Genomic DNA, 17128 nt, shown 5'->3' on the forward strand with positions numbered 1-17128 from the left:
ATCTGGGGGTGATCGTGTGCCCCTGTCCGCCCGTGACGCCGTCGACGTCGGCCGCCGCCTGGTCGAACGCTGGCCCGACCAGGCCCGCAACGACCGCATCCACCGGTACGTGCGCGGCGAACACGACCTGCCGTTCGCGCCGCGCGCGTCGAAAGCGCACTACCTGTGGACGCTGCGCAAGTCCCGCACGAACTGGTGCCGCCTGCTGGTACAGCTCTTGGCGCAGAACCTCTACGTGGACGGCATCCGCACCGCCGGGCAGGCCGAGGGCGACGCCTCGCCGTGGCGGCACTGGACACTCAACCGGATGGCGCGCAGGCAATCCGCGGTGCACCGTGCCGCCCTCAAGTACGGCTCGGCGTTCGTCAGCGCGTTGCCCGGTGACACCGGCCCGGTCATCCGGGGGCACTCCCCGCGCACCATGTCCGCGTTCTACGCGGACGACTCCGACGAGTGGCCGGTGTACGCGGTCGAGCGCACCCGGTCGTGGACGCCGTCCGGGCCCCGCACGCTGTACCGGCTCTACGACGACCGCGCCGTGTACTTCCTGGGGGCCGAGAACGACGGTTCGCTGTCCTACGTCGAGCACCGCGAGCACAACGCCGGGGTCACCCCGATCACGCGGTTCGTGGACGAGGACGACCTGGACTCGGACACCCCCGGCGTGGTCGAACCCGTGATCGACATTCAGGACCGGCTGAACTACTCCACGTTCCTGCTGCTGATGGCGGGCGAGCACGGCGCGCACCGGCAGCGCTGGGCCGCCGGGTTGGAACTGGACGAGGGCGAGGAACCGCCCATCGGGCCGGATCGCCTCCTGCACTCCGACAGCCCCGAAACCCGCTTCGGGTCGTTCGACGCAACCCCGCTGTCCGGGTACGTCGAAGTCCTCGAACAAGTCCTGCGCCACCTCGCGGCGATCACCCAGACCCCGCCTCACGCCCTGCTCGGCAGCCTCACCAACCTCTCGGCGGACGCGTTGGCGGCGGCCGAGTCCGGCCTGCAGCGCCGGGTCGGCGAACGCCGCACGAGCTACGGCGAGAGCTGGGAACAGGTGTTGCGGCTGTGCGCGCTGCTGGCCGGTGACCTCACGGGATGGCTGGACACCAGCGCACAGGTCCGGTGGCGCGACACCGAAACCCGGTCGCTCGCGGCCGTGGTCGACGCCTGGGGCAAGGCCGTGACCATGCTCGGCGTGCCGCAGCGCGCCACCTGGGAACGCCTGCCCGGTGTCACCGACACCGACGTGACCCGCTGGGCCGGGATGCCCGCGACCCCGGACGGGGCCGGGCTGCTGGCCGACGTGCTCGCCCGCGCGACCGGCCCGGCCGGGCCGGACATCCCGAGGGGTGGCCTGTAGATGGCGGCCACCCTTCGGGGCACCACCGCGACCGAGCGGCACCGCCGCGAGCAGGCCCGTACCGGGGCGCTGTTGGTGCGCGAGGTGCTGTCGCTGTGGCCGCTGCTGGACCCGCGCCGGTTGGACGCGACCGCCCCGGCATGGCTACGCCTGGTGCTCGACCTCGTCGGCGGCTACCGCGACCGGTCGGCCCGGCTTTCCGCGGACTACCTGACCCGGTTCCGGCTCGCCGAACTCGGCGCACCGCCGCCGAACCCGTTCGCGCTGCCCGATGACTCCGGGTGGCGCGACGCGGCGGCGGTCTCCCTGCTGGTGACCGGCCCCAGCACCGTCAAGCGGTTGACCGGGTCGGGTTTGGACCCGCAGGCCGCCGCCGACAAGGCCGGACCGCTCGTCGCCGCCGCCGCGCTGCGGCACGGCGCGGACGGCGGCCGGGACCTGCTGCACGCCGCCCGCGAACGCGACCGCGTGCTGACCGGGTTCCACCGGGTCACCTCGGCGAAGCCGTGTTCGTTCTGCGCGATGCTCGCCGCCCGCTCGGCGATGAGCCCGGAGCGGCGCACCTTCTACGCCTCCGCGTGGTCGGCGGGCGACCGCGTCCGGGACGGCGAGCCGGACCCGTTCCACGACGGGTGCCTGTGCACGGTCGAAGCGGTGTACCGCGAAGACGCCGCGCCCCCGGCCGCCGCCGCCGGATTCGCCGAGCTGTGGGTCACCTCGACCAAGGGCCACTCGGGCAAGGACGCGCGTAACGCGTTCCGCCGCGCCTACGAGGCCCAACAGCGCACCGCCGCCTGATCTCCCCTCCCCACCCCATCCCCGCGCCCGCCCGCGCTGCCACACGACAGGCCACCACTCCGAATCCCTGTCCCGTTCGTGGAGCCGGGCGGGCGCGCGTCCCCACCCCGTCACCTACCGCTGTGAGGGAACCGCCCGTGACCGATCCGAACCCCGCCGCCGAGCCGCCGACCGCCCCGGACGCAGGCGGCGCACCCGCCCCGGCGCCCACCGCACCACCCGCACCCGCCCCGGCCGCACCGGTTGCGGCGGTAGCCAGCCGGCCCGCCCCAACCCCGGCGGCCGACACGCGCGTGACCGAGCTGGAGTCGCGCGCGTCTGCGGCAGAGGAACGCGCCCGGACCGCCGAGCAGCAGTTGACCCGGCTCACCGTGAGCCGGGCCGCCGGGCTGCCCGACGCGTTCGCCGGGCGGCTTCAGGGCGCGGACGAGGCGACCCTGACCGCCGACGCCGCCGCGCTGGCCGAGCTGATCCGCACGGCCGCCGCGCCCACCACCCCGCCCGCACCGGCACCGACCGGACCGGCCGCCGCGCCGGTCCCGCCCGGCCGTCGCCCGGTCGAGTCCCTGACCCCGGTCGCCAGCACCGGCACCGAGGGCCAGGCCGAGCCCGACACCCCCGACGCCATCGCCCGCGAAGTCTTCGGCGGCAAGTAAAGGAGCCCGTCATCCCGAACCAGTTCCTCACACCCAAGCAGATCGCCAGCGCGTCCATCGCCGCGTTGGAGGCACAGACCGTCCTGGCCGCCACCACCTGGCGCGACGCGGAAGCCGACTTCCGGGGCAAGCAGGGCTCGGTGGTCACCGTCCACACCGACACCATCGTCGGCGAGGCGCGCGAGTTCGACCGCGCGAGCGGTCAGCCGATCGTCGTGGACGACGTCCAGGAGATCGGCGTGGACGTCAAGCTGGACAAGTACCTCTACAAGGGCGTGAACCTGCCCGACGAACAGCTCACGCTCAACGTCCGGGACTTCACGCGGCAGATCGCCACCCCGCAGGCCAAGGCCGTCTCGCGGCGCATCGAGACGATGGTGGCCGCGCAGATGAACGCCCTGCCGTCCACGCTGTCGATCAAGCCGGACGGCACCGACGTGCACACGGCGATGATCGCCGCACGGGCACGGCTGACCAAGGCCGGGGTTCCGTTGGAGGACCGCTACTTCGCGGTGTCCACCGAGGTCGAGTCGCTGTTGCTCAACGACCCCAAGAACAAGCTCATCCCGGTGGACGCCAGCGGTTCCCCCGCAGCGCTGCGCGAGGCGGTCATCGGGCGGCTGTACGGGTTCCTCGTGCTGCCCTCGACCTACCTCGCGGACGGCTCGGCGGTCGCCTACCACCGCACCGGGTTCCCCCTGGTGACCAGGGCGCTCGAAGTCCCGGCCGGTGCGACGTTCGGCCAGAGCGTCACGTACAACGGGTTCGCGCTGCGCCTGGTCCGCGACTACGACCCGGCGTTCCAGCAGGACCGTTCCGTGGTGTCGACGCTGGCCGGTGCCGACGTCACCAAGGACAACGGCCAGATCAAGCGCGCCCTGCGTCTCACCATCGGCGCGGGCGGCGCGTGACCGCCCCGGCCCCGCCGCCGTTGGCGACGCTGGCCGAGCTGGAGACCCGCGCCCAACGCGCACTCGCCGGAACCCCCGACGAGTCGCGTGCCACGGCCGCGCTCGCCGACGCCTCCGCGCTCGTGCGCGCCGAGCTGCCGCCCGCGCTGCTGGTCCCGACCGTCCCGCCCGTGGTGGTGGCGATCGTGTGCCAGGCAGCTGGGCGCAGCCTGCGCAACCCCGAGGGCTACCAGTCCGAGCAGATCGGCCAGTACGGCTACCGCTACGGCGAGGCCGCGGTGACCGGGGTCTACCTGTCCACCGAGGAACGCGGCGTGCTGCGCCGCCTGGCCCGCCGGTCCGGGCTGCGCTCGACCCGCACCCCCTACACGGTGGGCGACCACCCGCCGCCGCTGGAAACCGTCCCGGTGGCCGACCCCTTCGGACGGCTCGCCGAGCCGATGCCGTGGTGGCCGGCCACCCTCACCGACCCCGACGCGTGGTGATCCCGTGCGCCTCCCGCACGAGCTGACCGTGATCACCCCGCTTGAGGTCCGCGACGAGTACGACAACCCCACCACCCGACTCGACTACGGGCCGACCGCCCCGCGTCGGACCGTGCGCGGGTTCGTCCAGCCCCGCGACAGCGCCACGTCGGCCGAACCCGGCCGTCAGGCCGTCACCGGCCGGTGGTTCCTCCTCACCCACGACCCGATCCGGGCGCGCGAGCGCATCGCCCACGGCGGCCGGGTGTTCCTGGTCGACGGCGAACCCGACCGCTGGGAACCCCGGCCCGGCCGCGTGCACTACGAGGCGCGGTTGATTCACGTCGAGGGGTAATCGGCCTTGACATCCATTCGAACGCGTGTGCGAACGTGGCCGGATGGGCACCCCGTCGTTCCAGCGCCGCCGCGAGTACGAAGCCGACGTTGCCCGCCTGCGGCGACTGGTCAACCGGACCCCGTGGCTGAACTCGACCCACGTGGATGGCGAGCCGGTGATGACCGACACCCTCGGGCAGATCGCGGTGCGGTTCGACGGGCCGTGGTCGTCCGACCTGCAACGGTTCTTCGACCACTTCACCCACGGCTCGTTCGTGGCGCTGCTGGGCCTGGTGGAAGACGCCCACGGCACCAACGCCGAGCGCGCCGCCAGGAAGTTCTTGGACCTGCTCCGTCTGTCCGACGAGGGCCGAGAAGGCTAGCCGGTGCCCCGGTCGCGGGGTACCGGTCGCTGATCATGGCGCCGTGCCGCCCGCACCAGAACAGCTACCGCCCGGATGATCTCCGCACGCTCGCGCGGCTTCGTGCCGCGCAGGGTCACCCACAGCAGCAGCACCGGCAATGCTATGCCTGCCACGCTGAGCAAAGCCGGAACGATCAGCAGTCCGAGAGCCACCCCAAATGAATACCGCCGATCCGGACCCGCGCCATACCGGAACGGATCGCACAACGTAAACGATTCGCGAATCCCAGATGGCTACTTGGATTCGACAGAACCGCCGCTGCTTCCTGGGGGGGCGACTTGGCACGGGTCGAACTTGATCACGACGGTATCCGGGAGCTGCTTCGCGGCGACGAGGTCCGCGCGGTGCTGCGCGAGGCCGCGCACGAGGTCGCGGCCGTCGCCCGCGCCCGCCGTCTGCGGGCCGAGGACGGCACCCCGTTGCCGATCGAGGTCCGCGACGAACGCGACACCGACCGGGCGGGGGTGTCGGTGGCCGTGCCGCACCCGGCCGGTGTCGGCATGGAAGCCCGGCACGGTGTCCTGCGCCGTGCGGCCGAAGCGGTCGGGCTGGAACCGACCGGCCTGGGCGACGAGGACGGCCGGTGACCGCGCCCGTCCCGGTGCCGGTCGACGTCGCCGAACTGGTGGTGCGCGAGCTGCGCCGCCTGCTGTCCGACCGGCCCGAACCGGTCGCCGAGGGCGCCCGCGTGGCGACCGAGACCGGCCGGGGGCTCGACGGCGGCCCGCCGTCGCTGCCGTGGCTGCTGGTCGCCCTGGACGGCCACACCTGGCGGTGGCCGGCTCTCCAACGCGCCACGGTGCGCATCACCTGCTGGCACACCACCGAGCACCGCGCGAAGGCGCTGTGCGCGCTCGCGCTCGGGTTGCTGTGCGCCCGACCGGCGCGCGGGGCGTTCGTCTCGGCGAGCCCGGCCGCCGCGCCGTTGCCCGGCACCGACCCGTACACGGCCGCGCCGTTGGCGTTCACCACGCTCGTGGTGCTGGCCCGAACACCCGTCCGCTAACCCCCGCGAGTCCTTCGCCGCCCTCACGTGAGGAGCGGTACCGGGGGCGGCTTGCCGCTGCCCCCGAAGGAGGTTCGCCCACTTGGCGATCAACACCAGTTTCGTCCGCGTCCCCGGAACCGGGGAGTTGTCGTTGGCCCCGCCCGACACCCCCGAACCGGCCGACGCCCTCGTGCCGCTCGCCGCCCCGTGGTCCGGCCTCGGGCTGTCCACCGAGGACGGCGTCACCCTCAACCGCAGGGTCGAGAAGGAGGGCACGAGCCACTGGCAGTCCATCACGCCCGCCCGGTACATCATCCGGTCGCACTCGCTCACCGTCGCCAGCACGTTCCAAGAGACCAAGGGCGCGGTGCTCGGCGCGTACTGGGGCGGGCTCAAGTTCACCGAGACCACTGCCGGAAGCAAGAAGTACCGCGCGGAGATCAGCACCATCCCGCGCGGCGACGTGCGGGCGCTGTGTGTCGACTGGACGGACCAGGTCAGCGCGACCGAGGTCTACCACCACCGGCTCTACGTGCCGCGCACCGAGGTGTCCGAGACCAACGAGGCCCAGTTGTCCCGCCAGCAGGAAGCGCGCTGGGGGATCACGTTCGCCGCGCTCGCCCCGGCCGGGACCTCCACCGTGCTGGCCGTGTGGCTCACCGACGACCCGGCCGTGGTCGCGGGCCTGGCCGCCGCCGGGATCACGGCGGAAGCCGACGACGACGCGACCGCGTCCACAACCCGCCGCCGTTGACCCGACCACCCCAGGAGAACACCGTATGAGCGCCCGACAGCGCGCCGCCGCCAAGCCCAAGCCCGCCCCGTCCAAGCAGGCCGCCGAGGTCGTGGTGACCTGGCGCGGTCTGGAGTTCTCGTTGCCCACCGCCGAGGCGTTCCCGCTTGACGCGCTCGAAGCGGAGGAAGCGGGCCGCCACCTGACCGCGTTGCGGATCATCCTCGGACCCGAGCAGTACCCGCTGTGGCGCGAGCAGGCCACGACCGCCGCCGATGCCGAGGACTTCTCCACGCACGTGATGCGGGAGTTGGGCATGGGAAACCGCTGACCGTCGCCCGCCTCCTGGCGGACGACGGCACCGCCGAGGCGTTGGAAGTGGACTTCCTGCGCATCGGTGTCGATCTGCTCGACCTGTACCGGGGCGTGCTGTCGCTGCGGCGGGTGTGCGCGATCGTCGCGCACCTGCCGCCCGACGCGGCCCTGTGGCGGGCGCTGTACCCGGACGGCCGGTGGACCCGCGCCGAAGTCCTCGCCGCCGCGACCGAACGACGTGTGACCGCCCTGTGGGCGGCCGTGCTGTCCGTGTTCGGTCAGCAGGTCGCCGAGGAAGACCTGACACCACCGTGGGACGCCGTCACCGGCGCTGAGACGCCCCCTGCCGTGCGGGGAGGTGATTCCCCGACCAAGACCACCCCGCTGCGTGAGATCGCGCTCCTGATGAGGGAGGCGTGATCTCCCGTGGCGGTAGTCGGCAACGCCTTCCTGAAGATCATGCCCACGGTCGAGGGCATCAAGGCCGAACTCCAACGCGAGGTCGACAAGGCCGAACGGTCCGCGCCGAGACTGACACTCGGCGTCGGCATCCGCGCGAACGAGCTGCGCGAGCAGATCGCCGCCGCAGCCCGCGACGCCTCGCGGCAGACCGTCACCGTGCCGGTGGGTGCCGACACCCGCCCGGCCTCCCGCGACGTGGACCAGGTCGTGCGACGCGAGTCCGGCCGCTCGATCAGTCTCCGCGTCGATCTGGACCGGTCGGTGGGCGGCGCGGTGCGCGGCCTGTCCGCGCTGGACTCGGCGGTCGCTTCCTCCACGGTCGGCATCACCCGGCACACCGCCGCCGTGGGTGTGGCCACCCTGCGCTACGCGGCGATGCTCGCGGCGGCCGGGCAGATGGTGGCCGTGCTCGGCGGGCTGGGCGGTGCCGCCGCGACCGCGTCCGGCGGGTTGCTGCTGCTGCCCGCCGCCGGGATCGCGGCGGCCGTCGCCCTCAACGTCCTCAAGCTCGGGACGGAAGGACTGGGCGACGCGCTCGCCGAGACCGATCCGGGCAAGTTCGCCGAGGCCGTCACGCGGATGCCGCCCGCGATGCAGGACACCGCCCGCGCGGTGCGCGCCCTGCAAGGCGAGTTCGCCGGGGTCAAGCTCGATGTGCAGCAACGGCTGTTCGCCGCGCTGGGCGGCGAGGTCGCCGAGCTGGGCGCGCTGCACCTGCCCGCCGTGCGCACCGGCCTGGGCGAGATGGCCGACTCCCTCAACGCCTCCGCGCGAGGGTTCGCGTCGTTCGGCCGCGAGGCGCGCACGGTCGAGGACGTCCGCACCGTGCTGGGCAATTCCGCGGTTGCCCTGCGCGAGCAGTCCGGCGGGGTCGCCCCGTTCCTGGGCGGGCTGCGCGACATCGGGGCGGTCGGCTCGACCTTCCTGCCCAGCCTGGCGAACGGGCTGGCCGAGGGTGCCGGGGCGTTCGGGCGGTTCATCGCCCAGGCCAGGGAAACCGGCAGGCTTGAAGGCTGGATCTCGGCGGGCCTGTCCGCAATCGGCGAGCTGGTGTCGTTGCTGGGCAACGTCTTCCGGATCGTCGGCGCGATCTTCACCGCCGCGAACGCCGGGGGCGCGAGCCTGCTCGGCACGATCAACGCGGTCACGGGCAGCCTGGCAGACTTCCTGACCACTGGTCAGGGATCAGTTGCGCTGCAACAGATTTTCGCGGGTCTGGGTGCGGTCGCGTCCGCGCTCGTGCCGCTGATCGTCGCCATCGGTCAGGCCGTGGTCACCTCGGTGGCCCCGGCCGTGGCACAGCTCGGCCCGATGGTCGCACAGGCGTTCGGGGTGCTCGCCGCCGGGGCGGCACCGGCCGGTCAGATCCTCGCCGCGCTCGCGCCCCTGGCGGGCACGGCGGCGCAGGCCGTGGCCTCGGTGCTCGTGCCCGCGCTCGGCGCGCTCTCGGGCGTCGTCGCCGAACTGGCCCCCGCCGCACAGGTCATCGTCCGCGAGCTGGTGGGCGGCGCGCTCGCCGACGGCGTCCGCGAACTGACGCCCGCCCTGGTGGCTGTCGCGCGTGCCGCCGCCCCGCTCGCTGTCCAATTTGGACAGTTGCTTGCGCAGGCGCTCCGGATCGTCGTGCCTGCCCTGTCCGGGCTGCTGGCCGTGCTCACGCCCGTGGCGGCGCAGATCGGCGGCGCGCTGCTCACCGCCGTGTCGGCCGTCCTGCCGCTGGTCGGGCAGCTCGCGGACGTCTGGTCGCAGGTGCTCCTGGCGGCCCTCCAGGCTGTCCTGCCCGTGCTGCCGGTCGTTGTGTCCACGGTGCAGCAGCTCGCGGGCGTGCTGTCGGTCGGACTGGCCGCCGCGACGCCCAGCCTGGTGCAGACCGGAGTCCTGCTAGGTCAGATCGTTTCCGTTGCGGCACAGGGACTTCTGCCGATCCTCCCGCCGCTCGCGGAGGCGTTCGTCCGGATCTGGTCGGAAGGCATCGTGCCGTGGCTGCCGACCCTGCTGGAGCTGACTGCCGCGCTCCTGCCCTCGCTGGTGTCGCTGGTGACCGCGCTCCTGCCCCTGGTCGTGCAGGCCGCCGGGCTCATGGCCACGTGGACGGCCGCGCTCGCCGGGGTCGGCTCCGAGGTCAGCTCGAAGCTGATACCCGCCCTGCGTTTCCTGCTGGACAACGTCGTCACGCCCGTCTTCACATCCATTGTGGACACTGTGTCGGGCGCGTTGCGTTTCCTGCAAGGGTTGCTGGACACCGTGATGGGCGTCGTGACCGGTGACTGGTCGCGCGCCTGGCAGGGCCTCAAGGACATGGCGGCCGGAGCACTGGGGGCGCTGTGGGACTCGGCGCAACTCGCGCTCGGCGGGCTCGTCGGGCTGGTCGCGGACCTGCCCGGCCGGATCGTCTCGGCGCTCGGCGATCTCGGAAGCCTGTTGTGGGAGGCCGGAAAGAACCTGATCCGTGGCTTGATCCGGGGCGTGGAGTCCATGATCAACACCGTGAAGGACAAGCTGAAGTCCCTCACGAACCTGTTGCCGTCGTGGAAGGGGCCACCGGAGCGTGACCGGACACTGTTGCGCGCCAACGGTGTCCTCATCATGCGCGGGCTGGTCTCCGGTCTGGAGCAGGGGGAACCGGCCGTGCGCCGGTACCTCGCGGATCTGACCGCCAGCATCCCACAACAGGCCGCGCCGGACGGTGTCCCGCCCCGGATCGGACCCGGTCGGGTGAGCGGCACGGCCGCGCCCGCCGGGCTCGCGGCCGAGTTCGCCGAGTTCGCCGCCGCCGTGCGGGACCTCGCGTCCCGCCCGGTGATCGTCCAAGTCGGCGCCACCGAGATCGCCCGCGCGACCGCCGAGGGCGAACGCGTCCTGTCCCGGAGGTGAGGTGAACGTGGGTTCGCTGTGGATCGGCCCGGCCGGACGGCTGAAAGAGATTCCCGACGCCGCCACCGACTTCGACCGGTCGGTCGGACTCGGGGTGTCGGAGTTCGCCGCGCTCGGCGGCGGGGTGACCGTGACCAGTCTGGCCACCCCGCCCCGCCGCCTGGCGCTGTCCTGGACCGGCCTGGACGAGGACACCGCCGGATGGCTCGACGCACTGGCCCGCCGGGTGTGGGGGCCGGTGCCGCTGGCCGTGCTCGACCCGACCGCCCGCAACCACGTGGACGGCCCGGCGTCGCAGGGCTACGGCCCGGCCTCGGCGTGGGCGCTGGTGGGCGGCGGCACGCTGACCGCGCAGACCGGCCGCGCGGCCACGATCACCGGCACCTCGGCGGGCTCGTCGCTGCGGTGGCGTCACCCGTACTGGATCGGCTGGCCGGTCACGCCCGGCCTGCCGGTCGGGTTCACCAACGCCCTGGCCGCGCTCGGCGGGGTGTGCGTGCTCGACTGGTACGACGCCGCCGGGAACAACGTCGAGCGCGCCAACGGCGGCGCGGAGGTCAACGCCGTGGCCCCGCCCGGCGCGTGCTGGGTCCGGCCCGCCGTCCAACTCCCCGCGCTCACCTCGCCCACCCCGGTGGGCACGTCGTGGCTGTGGATCGGCGGCCGGGTGGCCGCCCACCTGGCCGCGCCGATCGGCGACGGCTGCCCCGCCATGACCGTCACCGGCTACACCGACAAGCCCAAGCCGCCGCGCCTGCGCGATCTGACGTTGACCCTCGTGGAGGTGCGCCGTGCTGCAAGCTGACCCGGAACTGACCGCCGCCCTGTCCGATTCCGAGCGGACCAACACCGCCGTCACGCGGCTGGGAGGCAAGCCGGTCACCGAGCAGGTGGGCGCGTGGACGGTGGACCGTGCCTACGATTCCGACCTGCCCGCGCCGATGCGCGCCACCAACGGCAGCGCCGCCGCCGAGTACCGGGCGACGCTCACCGGAACCGAGGACCGCACCGCCGCCCAGACCTACAGCCCCTACGCGCCGCACGAGACCGCCGACGCCGCCCGGCCCGGCCAGTCCGTCACCCACGCGTGGGGGCTCGGCGGGTCCACGCTGCCCGCGTTCCGGGGCACCGTGCGCGACCGCACCGCGGATTCCCGCACCGGCCGCGTGGAGCTGTCCGCCCTGGACGGTGCGGAGAAGTTGCGCGACGCCGCCCGATTGCCCGCCGTGGTCTCCACCTCCACGGCGACGATCGCTTCCGGGCACTGGATCGTGGACCACCTGCTGCGCGACGCGGGCATCCACAGCAGCCCGCCGCCCCGCGCCGACTGCATCCTGTACGCCTCGCTGCACGGTGGTGTGGTGCCGGACATCGGGTTCTACCGGGGCCACGGCACGGCGGGGCCGGAGTACACCGTCCAGCGGGCGGAAACGCCGTGGCAGATGGCGCTGCTGGCCTACAGCACCCCGTACACGGTCCGGTGGGACCCGCGCACCCGTACCACCGTGGGCGGGCGCGGCCTCTACACCGAAATGTGGGTCGCCCACCCCGGTTCGTTCCGGGGCGCGGGCTCCGAGATGCGCCTGACCCTGGTGTTCCAGTCCGACAACCTCACCGACAACCTGTTCTTCAACTTCGACTTCGCCACCGCCCAGATGTACGCCGGTTCACTGGGCAACACCAACACCAGCAAGGCGGACGCCGGGTTCGGGATCAACACCCGCGACATCTACCACATCGGGGTGCACTGGACGTGGAACGGCAGCGTGCCCAGTTGCCGGTTCCAGATATCCAGTCCCAGCCTGGTCGGCGGCTACTACGAAAAGGACCTGGGCGCGTTCGTGGCGCTGTCCCAGTCCCAACTGCACTACGTGGAGCTGACCGGCGCGCTCCCCGTGGAAGCCGTTCAGGTGTCCATGCGATCGGCCCCGATGAGCCGCGCGGAGTTCGACGCTCCGTGGACACGGGGTGCGGTCGTAGAGGGGCTGATGTCCCGGCTCTTCGCGATCCCGCCCACCCAGGGCAGCGCGTGGGACGTCATCACCGCCGTGGCCAAGGCCGAACAGGCAACCGCCGAATTCGACCCCTACGGCGTGTTCAGGTACCGGACCAACTTCCGGTTCCGCAACCCGCCCTCCACTCCCGCGCTCACCGTCACCAGCGCCCGCGAGATCGCCTCGTTGCGCGTGTCCGAGGCGATCGACACCGTCCGAAACGTCGTGGACGTCCCCTACCAACAGTTCACGGCGGGCAGCCCCGCAGAACGGTTCACCTCGCCCACCGTCCAGACCCTCGGACCCAACGCCACGCTGAACCTCACGTTCGACTACGACGCCACCGAGTACGACAGCCCGCCGCCCGTGCTCTACGCCAGCGTCCTACCGGCCAACACCAGCCGAGTCCGGTTCTCGGTGAACACCAACGGCGCGAACGCCATCGTCGGACAGGTCGAGTCCACCACCGAACGCGACGGCGGACAGCTCAAGGTCTCGTTCCGGAACATGTCCGGCGCAACGCTCTACATGGCCACCGCCACCGGCACGTCGTCGCTGTCCATCTGGTCACAGCGGCTCGCCTCCGGCAGCCCGACCCGGCTCACCGTGCGCCGCTACAACGACCCCAGCCGCACCCGCTACGGCGCACAGGTCTACCAAGTGGCGGCAACGCCGTGGCTGCAACAGTCCGCCACCGCCGCCAACGTCGCCGACTACCTGTTGGCCATGGCCGCGCAACCGCTGCCGCTGCTCGGCGACGTGGAGATCCTGCCCGACCCCCGGCTCACCCTCGGCGACCTCGTGCGCGTGGTGGACGAGATCGGCGCGGCCCTGTCCACGACCGCGTGGGTGGTCGGCATCCGCACCAGCGGCGACGACACCGGCCGCGTCCGCCTGGTGGTGACCCTGCGCGCCACCACCAGCACCGGCCCGCCCACCGACACCGGCCTGACCCCCGAACCGGCCACCGACCCCGCCGCACGCAACGTCCTGCTCGGCGAGGGCATCCGCGTCCCCTGACCCGAGGGAGGCGAGCCCGCTGGACCTGTCCACCCTGCCCAGCTTCGGCGTGGCCGGCGCACTCGTGGCGGTCGTGTTCTACCTGCTCGCCGCGAACCACCGGCTCATGACCGCCAACCGCGCCGACCGCGCCGAGTACCTGTCCGCGCTGGCCGCCCGCGAGACCGCGCACGCCGCCGAACTCGCCTCCCTACGCACCGGCCACGCCGCCGAGCTGGCCGCGCTGCGCACCCGGCTGGCCAAGCTCGAACGCCGCCTGTCCGGCCTGGAGATCGAACTGGACGCCGAACGCGACCGCCGCCGCGCCGCCGAGGACCAGGCCGCCGCCGCCCTGCGCGCCACACCACCACCGACCACCTGACCGGCAACACCAGCCGCGCCGACACCACTCCCGGTGTCGGCGCTTTTCGTTTTCCACCAAACAGATGAGGGCTCTTGACCGACTACGGCATCGACATCTCCAGCCACCAGGGCGACCGCATCGACTGGCCCGCCGTCGCCGCCCACAACATCAGCTACGCCTCGGTGAAGGTCACCGAGGGCACCACCTACACCAACCCGCTGGCCACCAACCAGGTTGCCGGAGCCCGGTCGGTCGGGATCATGACCGGCGGCTACCACTACGCCCACCCCGGCGACATCCCCGGACAGGTCGGGTTCTTCGTCGCGGCGCTGGAGTCGCGCGGCCTGCTCGACCACGGCTCGATGTGGCCGATGCTCGACATGGAGGCCGGGGGGTTCGGCGACCCCAACCCGTTCGTCGCCGAGTTCATCTCCCGGTTCCGCTCCGCCACCGGCAGCGCGATCCTCGTCTACGCGAACCAGAACTGGTTCACCACCCGCCTGCGCCCCGACGAGTGGGCCGACGACGCGGTGCTCCTCTGGGTCGCCCAGTACAACGGAGACCCCGCCCGCCCCGACTACTCCCACCCACGCCTCGCACTGCACCAGCACAGCCAGACCGGCAACGTCGACGGGTTCCCCGGCCTCGTGGACCGCAACGCCACGATGGACGGATGGACCCGCGAGGCGTTCGCCCTCGGCAACGTCCCCGCCCCCGTTCCCACCCCTCAGCCGCAGCCCGGCCCGGCGCCCTCCGACTGGACCGACTACACCATCGCGTGGGGCGACACCCTGTCCGGGCTGGCCGTTCGGTTCGGCACCACCGTCGCCGAGCTGGCCGCCGCGAACGGCATCGGCGACCCCGACCGCATCCAGGCCGGGCAGACCATCCGCGTCCCCGCCGGAGGCAGCGGTGGCGACGGCGAGCGCTACCAGCTCCAGTACGGCGACACCCTCTCCGGACTCGCCGCACGCTGGGGAACCAGCGTCGCCGCCATCGCCGCCCGCAACGGCATCTCCGACCCCAACAGGATCTACGCGGGCGACTGGATCACCCGCCCCTGACCCGGCCGACCGGAATGAAACCCGGCGGCTCGCTCATGGTCTCCCTGGCCCTGCTCATCTGGGCCGCCTTCAAGGGCAGCAGGGCCTTCGTCCTGTGGCTCGACCGCAACTCGACCGACCACACCCAGGAGAAGAACCACATGAACGCCACCCCGACCACCCGCCCGCGCCCGCTGCGCACCCTCGGCTCCGTCGTCGGCGGACTCACCGCACTGGTGTCTGGGCTCGTCGGCTCCGGCCTGCTCACCACCGACACCGGCAACGCCATCACGGGCGTGATCTCCGCTGTCGTGGTCCTGCTCGGAACCGTCGGCATCGTCGTCACCGCCGAACGCAAGGTGACGCCCCTGGCCGACCCCCGAGACAATGACGGTCGCGCGCTCGTGCCCGCTGATACCGAGGATCGCCTGTGGTGACTGCTGCGGCCGTTCCCGTCCACTCCGTCGACCCCCGAACAGTGCTGTCCGCCGATGAGCTGGCCGCTGCTCGTGCGAACGTCGACGCAGCGGCGCGACTTACGCCGCGTCAGCTCGACCTCGTAGCGGCGGTGTTCCGGCCTCGCGTGCGCGCCGTGCTGGCAGCCCACAGTTCGGCCGCGTAGAACGAACACACGAAGGGCCCCCGGTCCCTGCGATGGGACCGGGGGCCCTTCGTGTGTTCAGGCAGCAGGGAAGAACGGAGCTGCGATAGACGGCAACATGTCCGGCTCGCCGAAGAGGAAGCCGGGATCAATCGTCTTGGTGTCCAAGCGCCCCTTCACCTTGCGGTTGGTCTTGTGCACCTTCGGCCGCATGATCGCGCGCAGGATCTTCCGCTTCTGCACCAGATCCAGCGACAGGAACACCGAACGAGCGTCCGGCCCGATCACCTCGGCTAGAACCGGCGGCAGCTTCGCGCGACGTGCCAACTGGTCGGCCTTGTGGATCTTCGGTAGCAACGCCCCCTCGAACACGGCGAACGACTCAGGCGTGATCTTCTCAGCGAGTGCCTGAGCGCGGAAGCCCTCCAACTGTGCCCGAAGCCTTTCCGCTTCTTGCTGTGCCTTGCTGGCGTCGTCAGCGGCAACGTCGAGCCGGAACAGTTGGGCCGCGTCCTCTCGTTCGAGGAGTTGCAAGGCATGTTCGGTCAGCCAAGCCTCCGTCAACGTCTGGTCACGTGACACGCAGCCCTTGCCGTTCAGGCATTCCAACCGGCGCTTCCCGTGGTTCACACGGCTGCTGAGGCCCTTTCCGCAGACTCCGCACTTGGTGATTCCAGTCCACAGATGACGGACCCGCCCACCGTCGCGGTTGGTGTTGTCCTTGCGCGGTTCCCACAAGGCGACGAGGGCGTCATGGTCCTCCGCAGACTTGATGGCCTCCCATGCGGTTTCAACGGGCACCATGCGGAAGCCCTCTGCGGCGTCGGGGTCCAACTTTTTCTCCAGATAGATACCGCCGTCGTGCGCGAGCAGCCCGGCAGTCGGGAGAGCAAGTCCGATGTTCTTGACCTTGGTCTCACACCACTTGCTCGGGAAGAAATACGGGACGCCTCGACGGTTGAGATCGCGGCCGACCTCTTTCGGCGTGTCCCCGTCGTTCACGCGCTTGACGATCTCGTGGGCAACGTCCTCCTGATCCGCGGTGAGGGAGGCTGTGAACGTCGGCCACTCGCGTGTGCGGTACTCGTCGCTAACGTGCTGGACGCGCCGTTTGTCCCACATGTGCCCACGGGGAGTAGGGACGCCATCCGCGTTGAGTTCGCGCGCGATCGTGGTCGGCCCCTTGCCGTCGAGACCGTCTGCGACGATTCGAGCGATCACCTCCGCCTCTTCCGCCACGATCTCCCACCCGAGCGACTTGCCCGTCTCAGGGCTGTAGACCGGCTTGTACCCGTAGGCAGTGGGCCCGTTGTGCTCGCCGCGCTTCCGGCGACCCCGCTTCCCGCGCCGGGTGTGGATCGAGATGTTGTCTGAGGCGTTCTCGGCATCCACTGCATCCCGAGCAGAGTCCTTGCGGTCCTTCGGATCGGTCATGTCGTAGATCCGGCCCGCGTAAGCCCAGAACGCGCCAGCCTCTTCGCAGATACGGCGCAGCCTCGCGTATACCTCCAGATCGCGCTGCGCCCTGCTGTGGTCGAACGTCCACAACAGGTTGATCTGGCCCGCGCGAAGGTCCTCCAGTGCACGTTCGTAGTCGCCTCGGGCCTCGGTGGCGTAGGGCGACCCGCTCAGGTTATTATCGGAGTACGTTACGGCGTGCTCAATGTCGTTCTCCTCGAAGAACTCGACACCCTCGTCTGTCTGCGTACCGATCGAAATGGCACGGCCGTTGGCGTCGCGAGAAGCTCGAACGTAGATGCCGCCAATCAGCTTGACTTCCTGCCAACGCTTCATGCGTCGGTGGG

At 71.7% G+C, this 17128-nt stretch carries 20 protein-coding genes; 18 read left to right on the forward strand and 2 right to left on the reverse strand.

Annotated features, from left to right (window positions below; translation table 11 throughout):
• Positions 1-16 precede the first annotated feature (16 nt).
• From AC0HI0_RS00525 to AC0HI0_RS00555, 7 genes are all read left to right on the forward strand, one after another.
• Complete coding sequence (locus tag AC0HI0_RS00525) at positions 17-1360, forward strand: phage portal protein (RefSeq protein WP_480930221.1); 1344 nt, start codon at positions 17-19, stop codon at positions 1358-1360.
• Positions 1361-2158, forward strand: coding sequence for a VG15 protein (locus AC0HI0_RS00530; protein WP_480930222.1), 798 nt, complete (start codon positions 1361-1363; stop codon positions 2156-2158). It begins immediately after the preceding gene.
• Positions 2159-2451: 293 nt separating this feature from the next.
• The gene (locus tag AC0HI0_RS00535) at positions 2452-2814 is read left to right on the forward strand and encodes a hypothetical protein (RefSeq protein ID WP_480930223.1); all 363 of its coding nucleotides are present in this window, start codon (positions 2452-2454) and stop codon (positions 2812-2814) included.
• Positions 2815-2879: 65 nt separating this feature from the next.
• The gene (locus AC0HI0_RS00540) at positions 2880-3725 is read left to right on the forward strand and encodes a phage major capsid protein (protein ID WP_480930224.1); all 846 of its coding nucleotides are present in this window, start codon (positions 2880-2882) and stop codon (positions 3723-3725) included.
• Positions 3722-4210, forward strand: a complete 489-nt coding sequence (locus tag AC0HI0_RS00545) for a hypothetical protein (RefSeq protein ID WP_480930225.1) — start codon at positions 3722-3724, stop codon at positions 4208-4210. The genes AC0HI0_RS00540 and AC0HI0_RS00545 overlap by 4 nt, the downstream gene beginning before the upstream one ends.
• Positions 4211-4214: 4 nt before the next feature.
• On the forward strand, positions 4215-4544 hold the full coding sequence (locus AC0HI0_RS00550; protein WP_480930226.1) for a hypothetical protein: 330 nt from the start codon (positions 4215-4217) through the stop codon (positions 4542-4544).
• 43 nt (positions 4545-4587) lie between these two features.
• Positions 4588-4908, forward strand: a complete 321-nt coding sequence (locus AC0HI0_RS00555; RefSeq protein WP_480930227.1) for a hypothetical protein — start codon at positions 4588-4590, stop codon at positions 4906-4908.
• On the opposite strand, the gene AC0HI0_RS00560 is transcribed toward AC0HI0_RS00555, so the two are convergent.
• The gene (locus tag AC0HI0_RS00560) at positions 4905-5102 is read right to left on the reverse strand and encodes a hypothetical protein (RefSeq protein ID WP_480930228.1); all 198 of its coding nucleotides are present in this window, start codon (positions 5100-5102) and stop codon (positions 4905-4907) included. The genes AC0HI0_RS00555 and AC0HI0_RS00560 overlap by 4 nt on opposite strands.
• Positions 5103-5228: 126 nt before the next feature.
• Between AC0HI0_RS00560 and AC0HI0_RS00565 the strand changes: the two genes are divergently transcribed.
• The 11 genes from AC0HI0_RS00565 to AC0HI0_RS00615 all read left to right on the forward strand — a co-directional run bounded on the left by AC0HI0_RS00565 (position 5229) and on the right by AC0HI0_RS00615 (position 15159).
• A complete protein-coding gene (locus AC0HI0_RS00565; RefSeq protein ID WP_480930229.1) occupies positions 5229-5537 on the forward strand; it encodes a hypothetical protein in 309 nt (102 codons plus the stop codon).
• On the forward strand, positions 5534-5956 hold the full coding sequence (locus AC0HI0_RS00570; protein WP_480930230.1) for a hypothetical protein: 423 nt from the start codon (positions 5534-5536) through the stop codon (positions 5954-5956). Before AC0HI0_RS00565 ends, AC0HI0_RS00570 begins: the two co-directional genes overlap by 4 nt.
• 82 nt (positions 5957-6038) lie before the next feature.
• On the forward strand, positions 6039-6692 hold the full coding sequence (locus AC0HI0_RS00575; protein WP_480930231.1) for a phage tail tube protein: 654 nt from the start codon (positions 6039-6041) through the stop codon (positions 6690-6692).
• Between the two features lie 25 nt (positions 6693-6717).
• Entirely contained in the window at positions 6718-7002 is a 285-nt protein-coding gene (locus AC0HI0_RS00580) for a hypothetical protein (RefSeq protein WP_480930232.1), read from the forward strand.
• A 41-nt stretch (positions 7003-7043) separates the two neighbouring features.
• A complete protein-coding gene (locus tag AC0HI0_RS00585; RefSeq protein ID WP_480930233.1) occupies positions 7044-7406 on the forward strand; it encodes a hypothetical protein in 363 nt (120 codons plus the stop codon).
• A 6-nt stretch (positions 7407-7412) separates the two neighbouring features.
• A complete protein-coding gene (locus tag AC0HI0_RS00590) occupies positions 7413-10322 on the forward strand; it encodes a phage tail protein (RefSeq protein ID WP_480930234.1) in 2910 nt (969 codons plus the stop codon).
• A 7-nt stretch (positions 10323-10329) separates the two neighbouring features.
• Entirely contained in the window at positions 10330-11127 is a 798-nt protein-coding gene (locus AC0HI0_RS00595) for a hypothetical protein (RefSeq protein WP_480930235.1), read from the forward strand.
• Positions 11114-13336, forward strand: coding sequence for a hypothetical protein (locus tag AC0HI0_RS00600; RefSeq protein ID WP_480930236.1), 2223 nt, complete (start codon positions 11114-11116; stop codon positions 13334-13336). The genes AC0HI0_RS00595 and AC0HI0_RS00600 overlap by 14 nt, the downstream gene beginning before the upstream one ends.
• Positions 13337-13385: 49 nt before the next feature.
• Positions 13386-13697 (forward strand): hypothetical protein, encoded by a 312-nt coding sequence (locus tag AC0HI0_RS00605; protein WP_480930237.1) that lies wholly within the window; start codon positions 13386-13388, stop codon positions 13695-13697.
• A gap of 74 nt (positions 13698-13771) precedes the next feature.
• A complete protein-coding gene (locus AC0HI0_RS00610; protein WP_480930238.1) occupies positions 13772-14743 on the forward strand; it encodes a GH25 family lysozyme in 972 nt (323 codons plus the stop codon).
• A 35-nt stretch (positions 14744-14778) separates the two neighbouring features.
• On the forward strand, positions 14779-15159 hold the full coding sequence (locus AC0HI0_RS00615) for a hypothetical protein (RefSeq protein ID WP_480930239.1): 381 nt from the start codon (positions 14779-14781) through the stop codon (positions 15157-15159).
• A gap of 242 nt (positions 15160-15401) precedes the next feature.
• Here the strand turns inward: AC0HI0_RS00615 and AC0HI0_RS00620 are convergent, their stop codons facing one another.
• Positions 15402-17117: a recombinase family protein gene (locus tag AC0HI0_RS00620; RefSeq protein WP_480930240.1), complete on the reverse strand. Its 1716-nt coding sequence runs from the start codon at positions 17115-17117 to the stop codon at positions 15402-15404.
• Between the last annotated feature and the right edge of the window lie 11 nt (positions 17118-17128).

The organism is Saccharothrix sp. NBAS 001 (assembly GCF_056640475.1).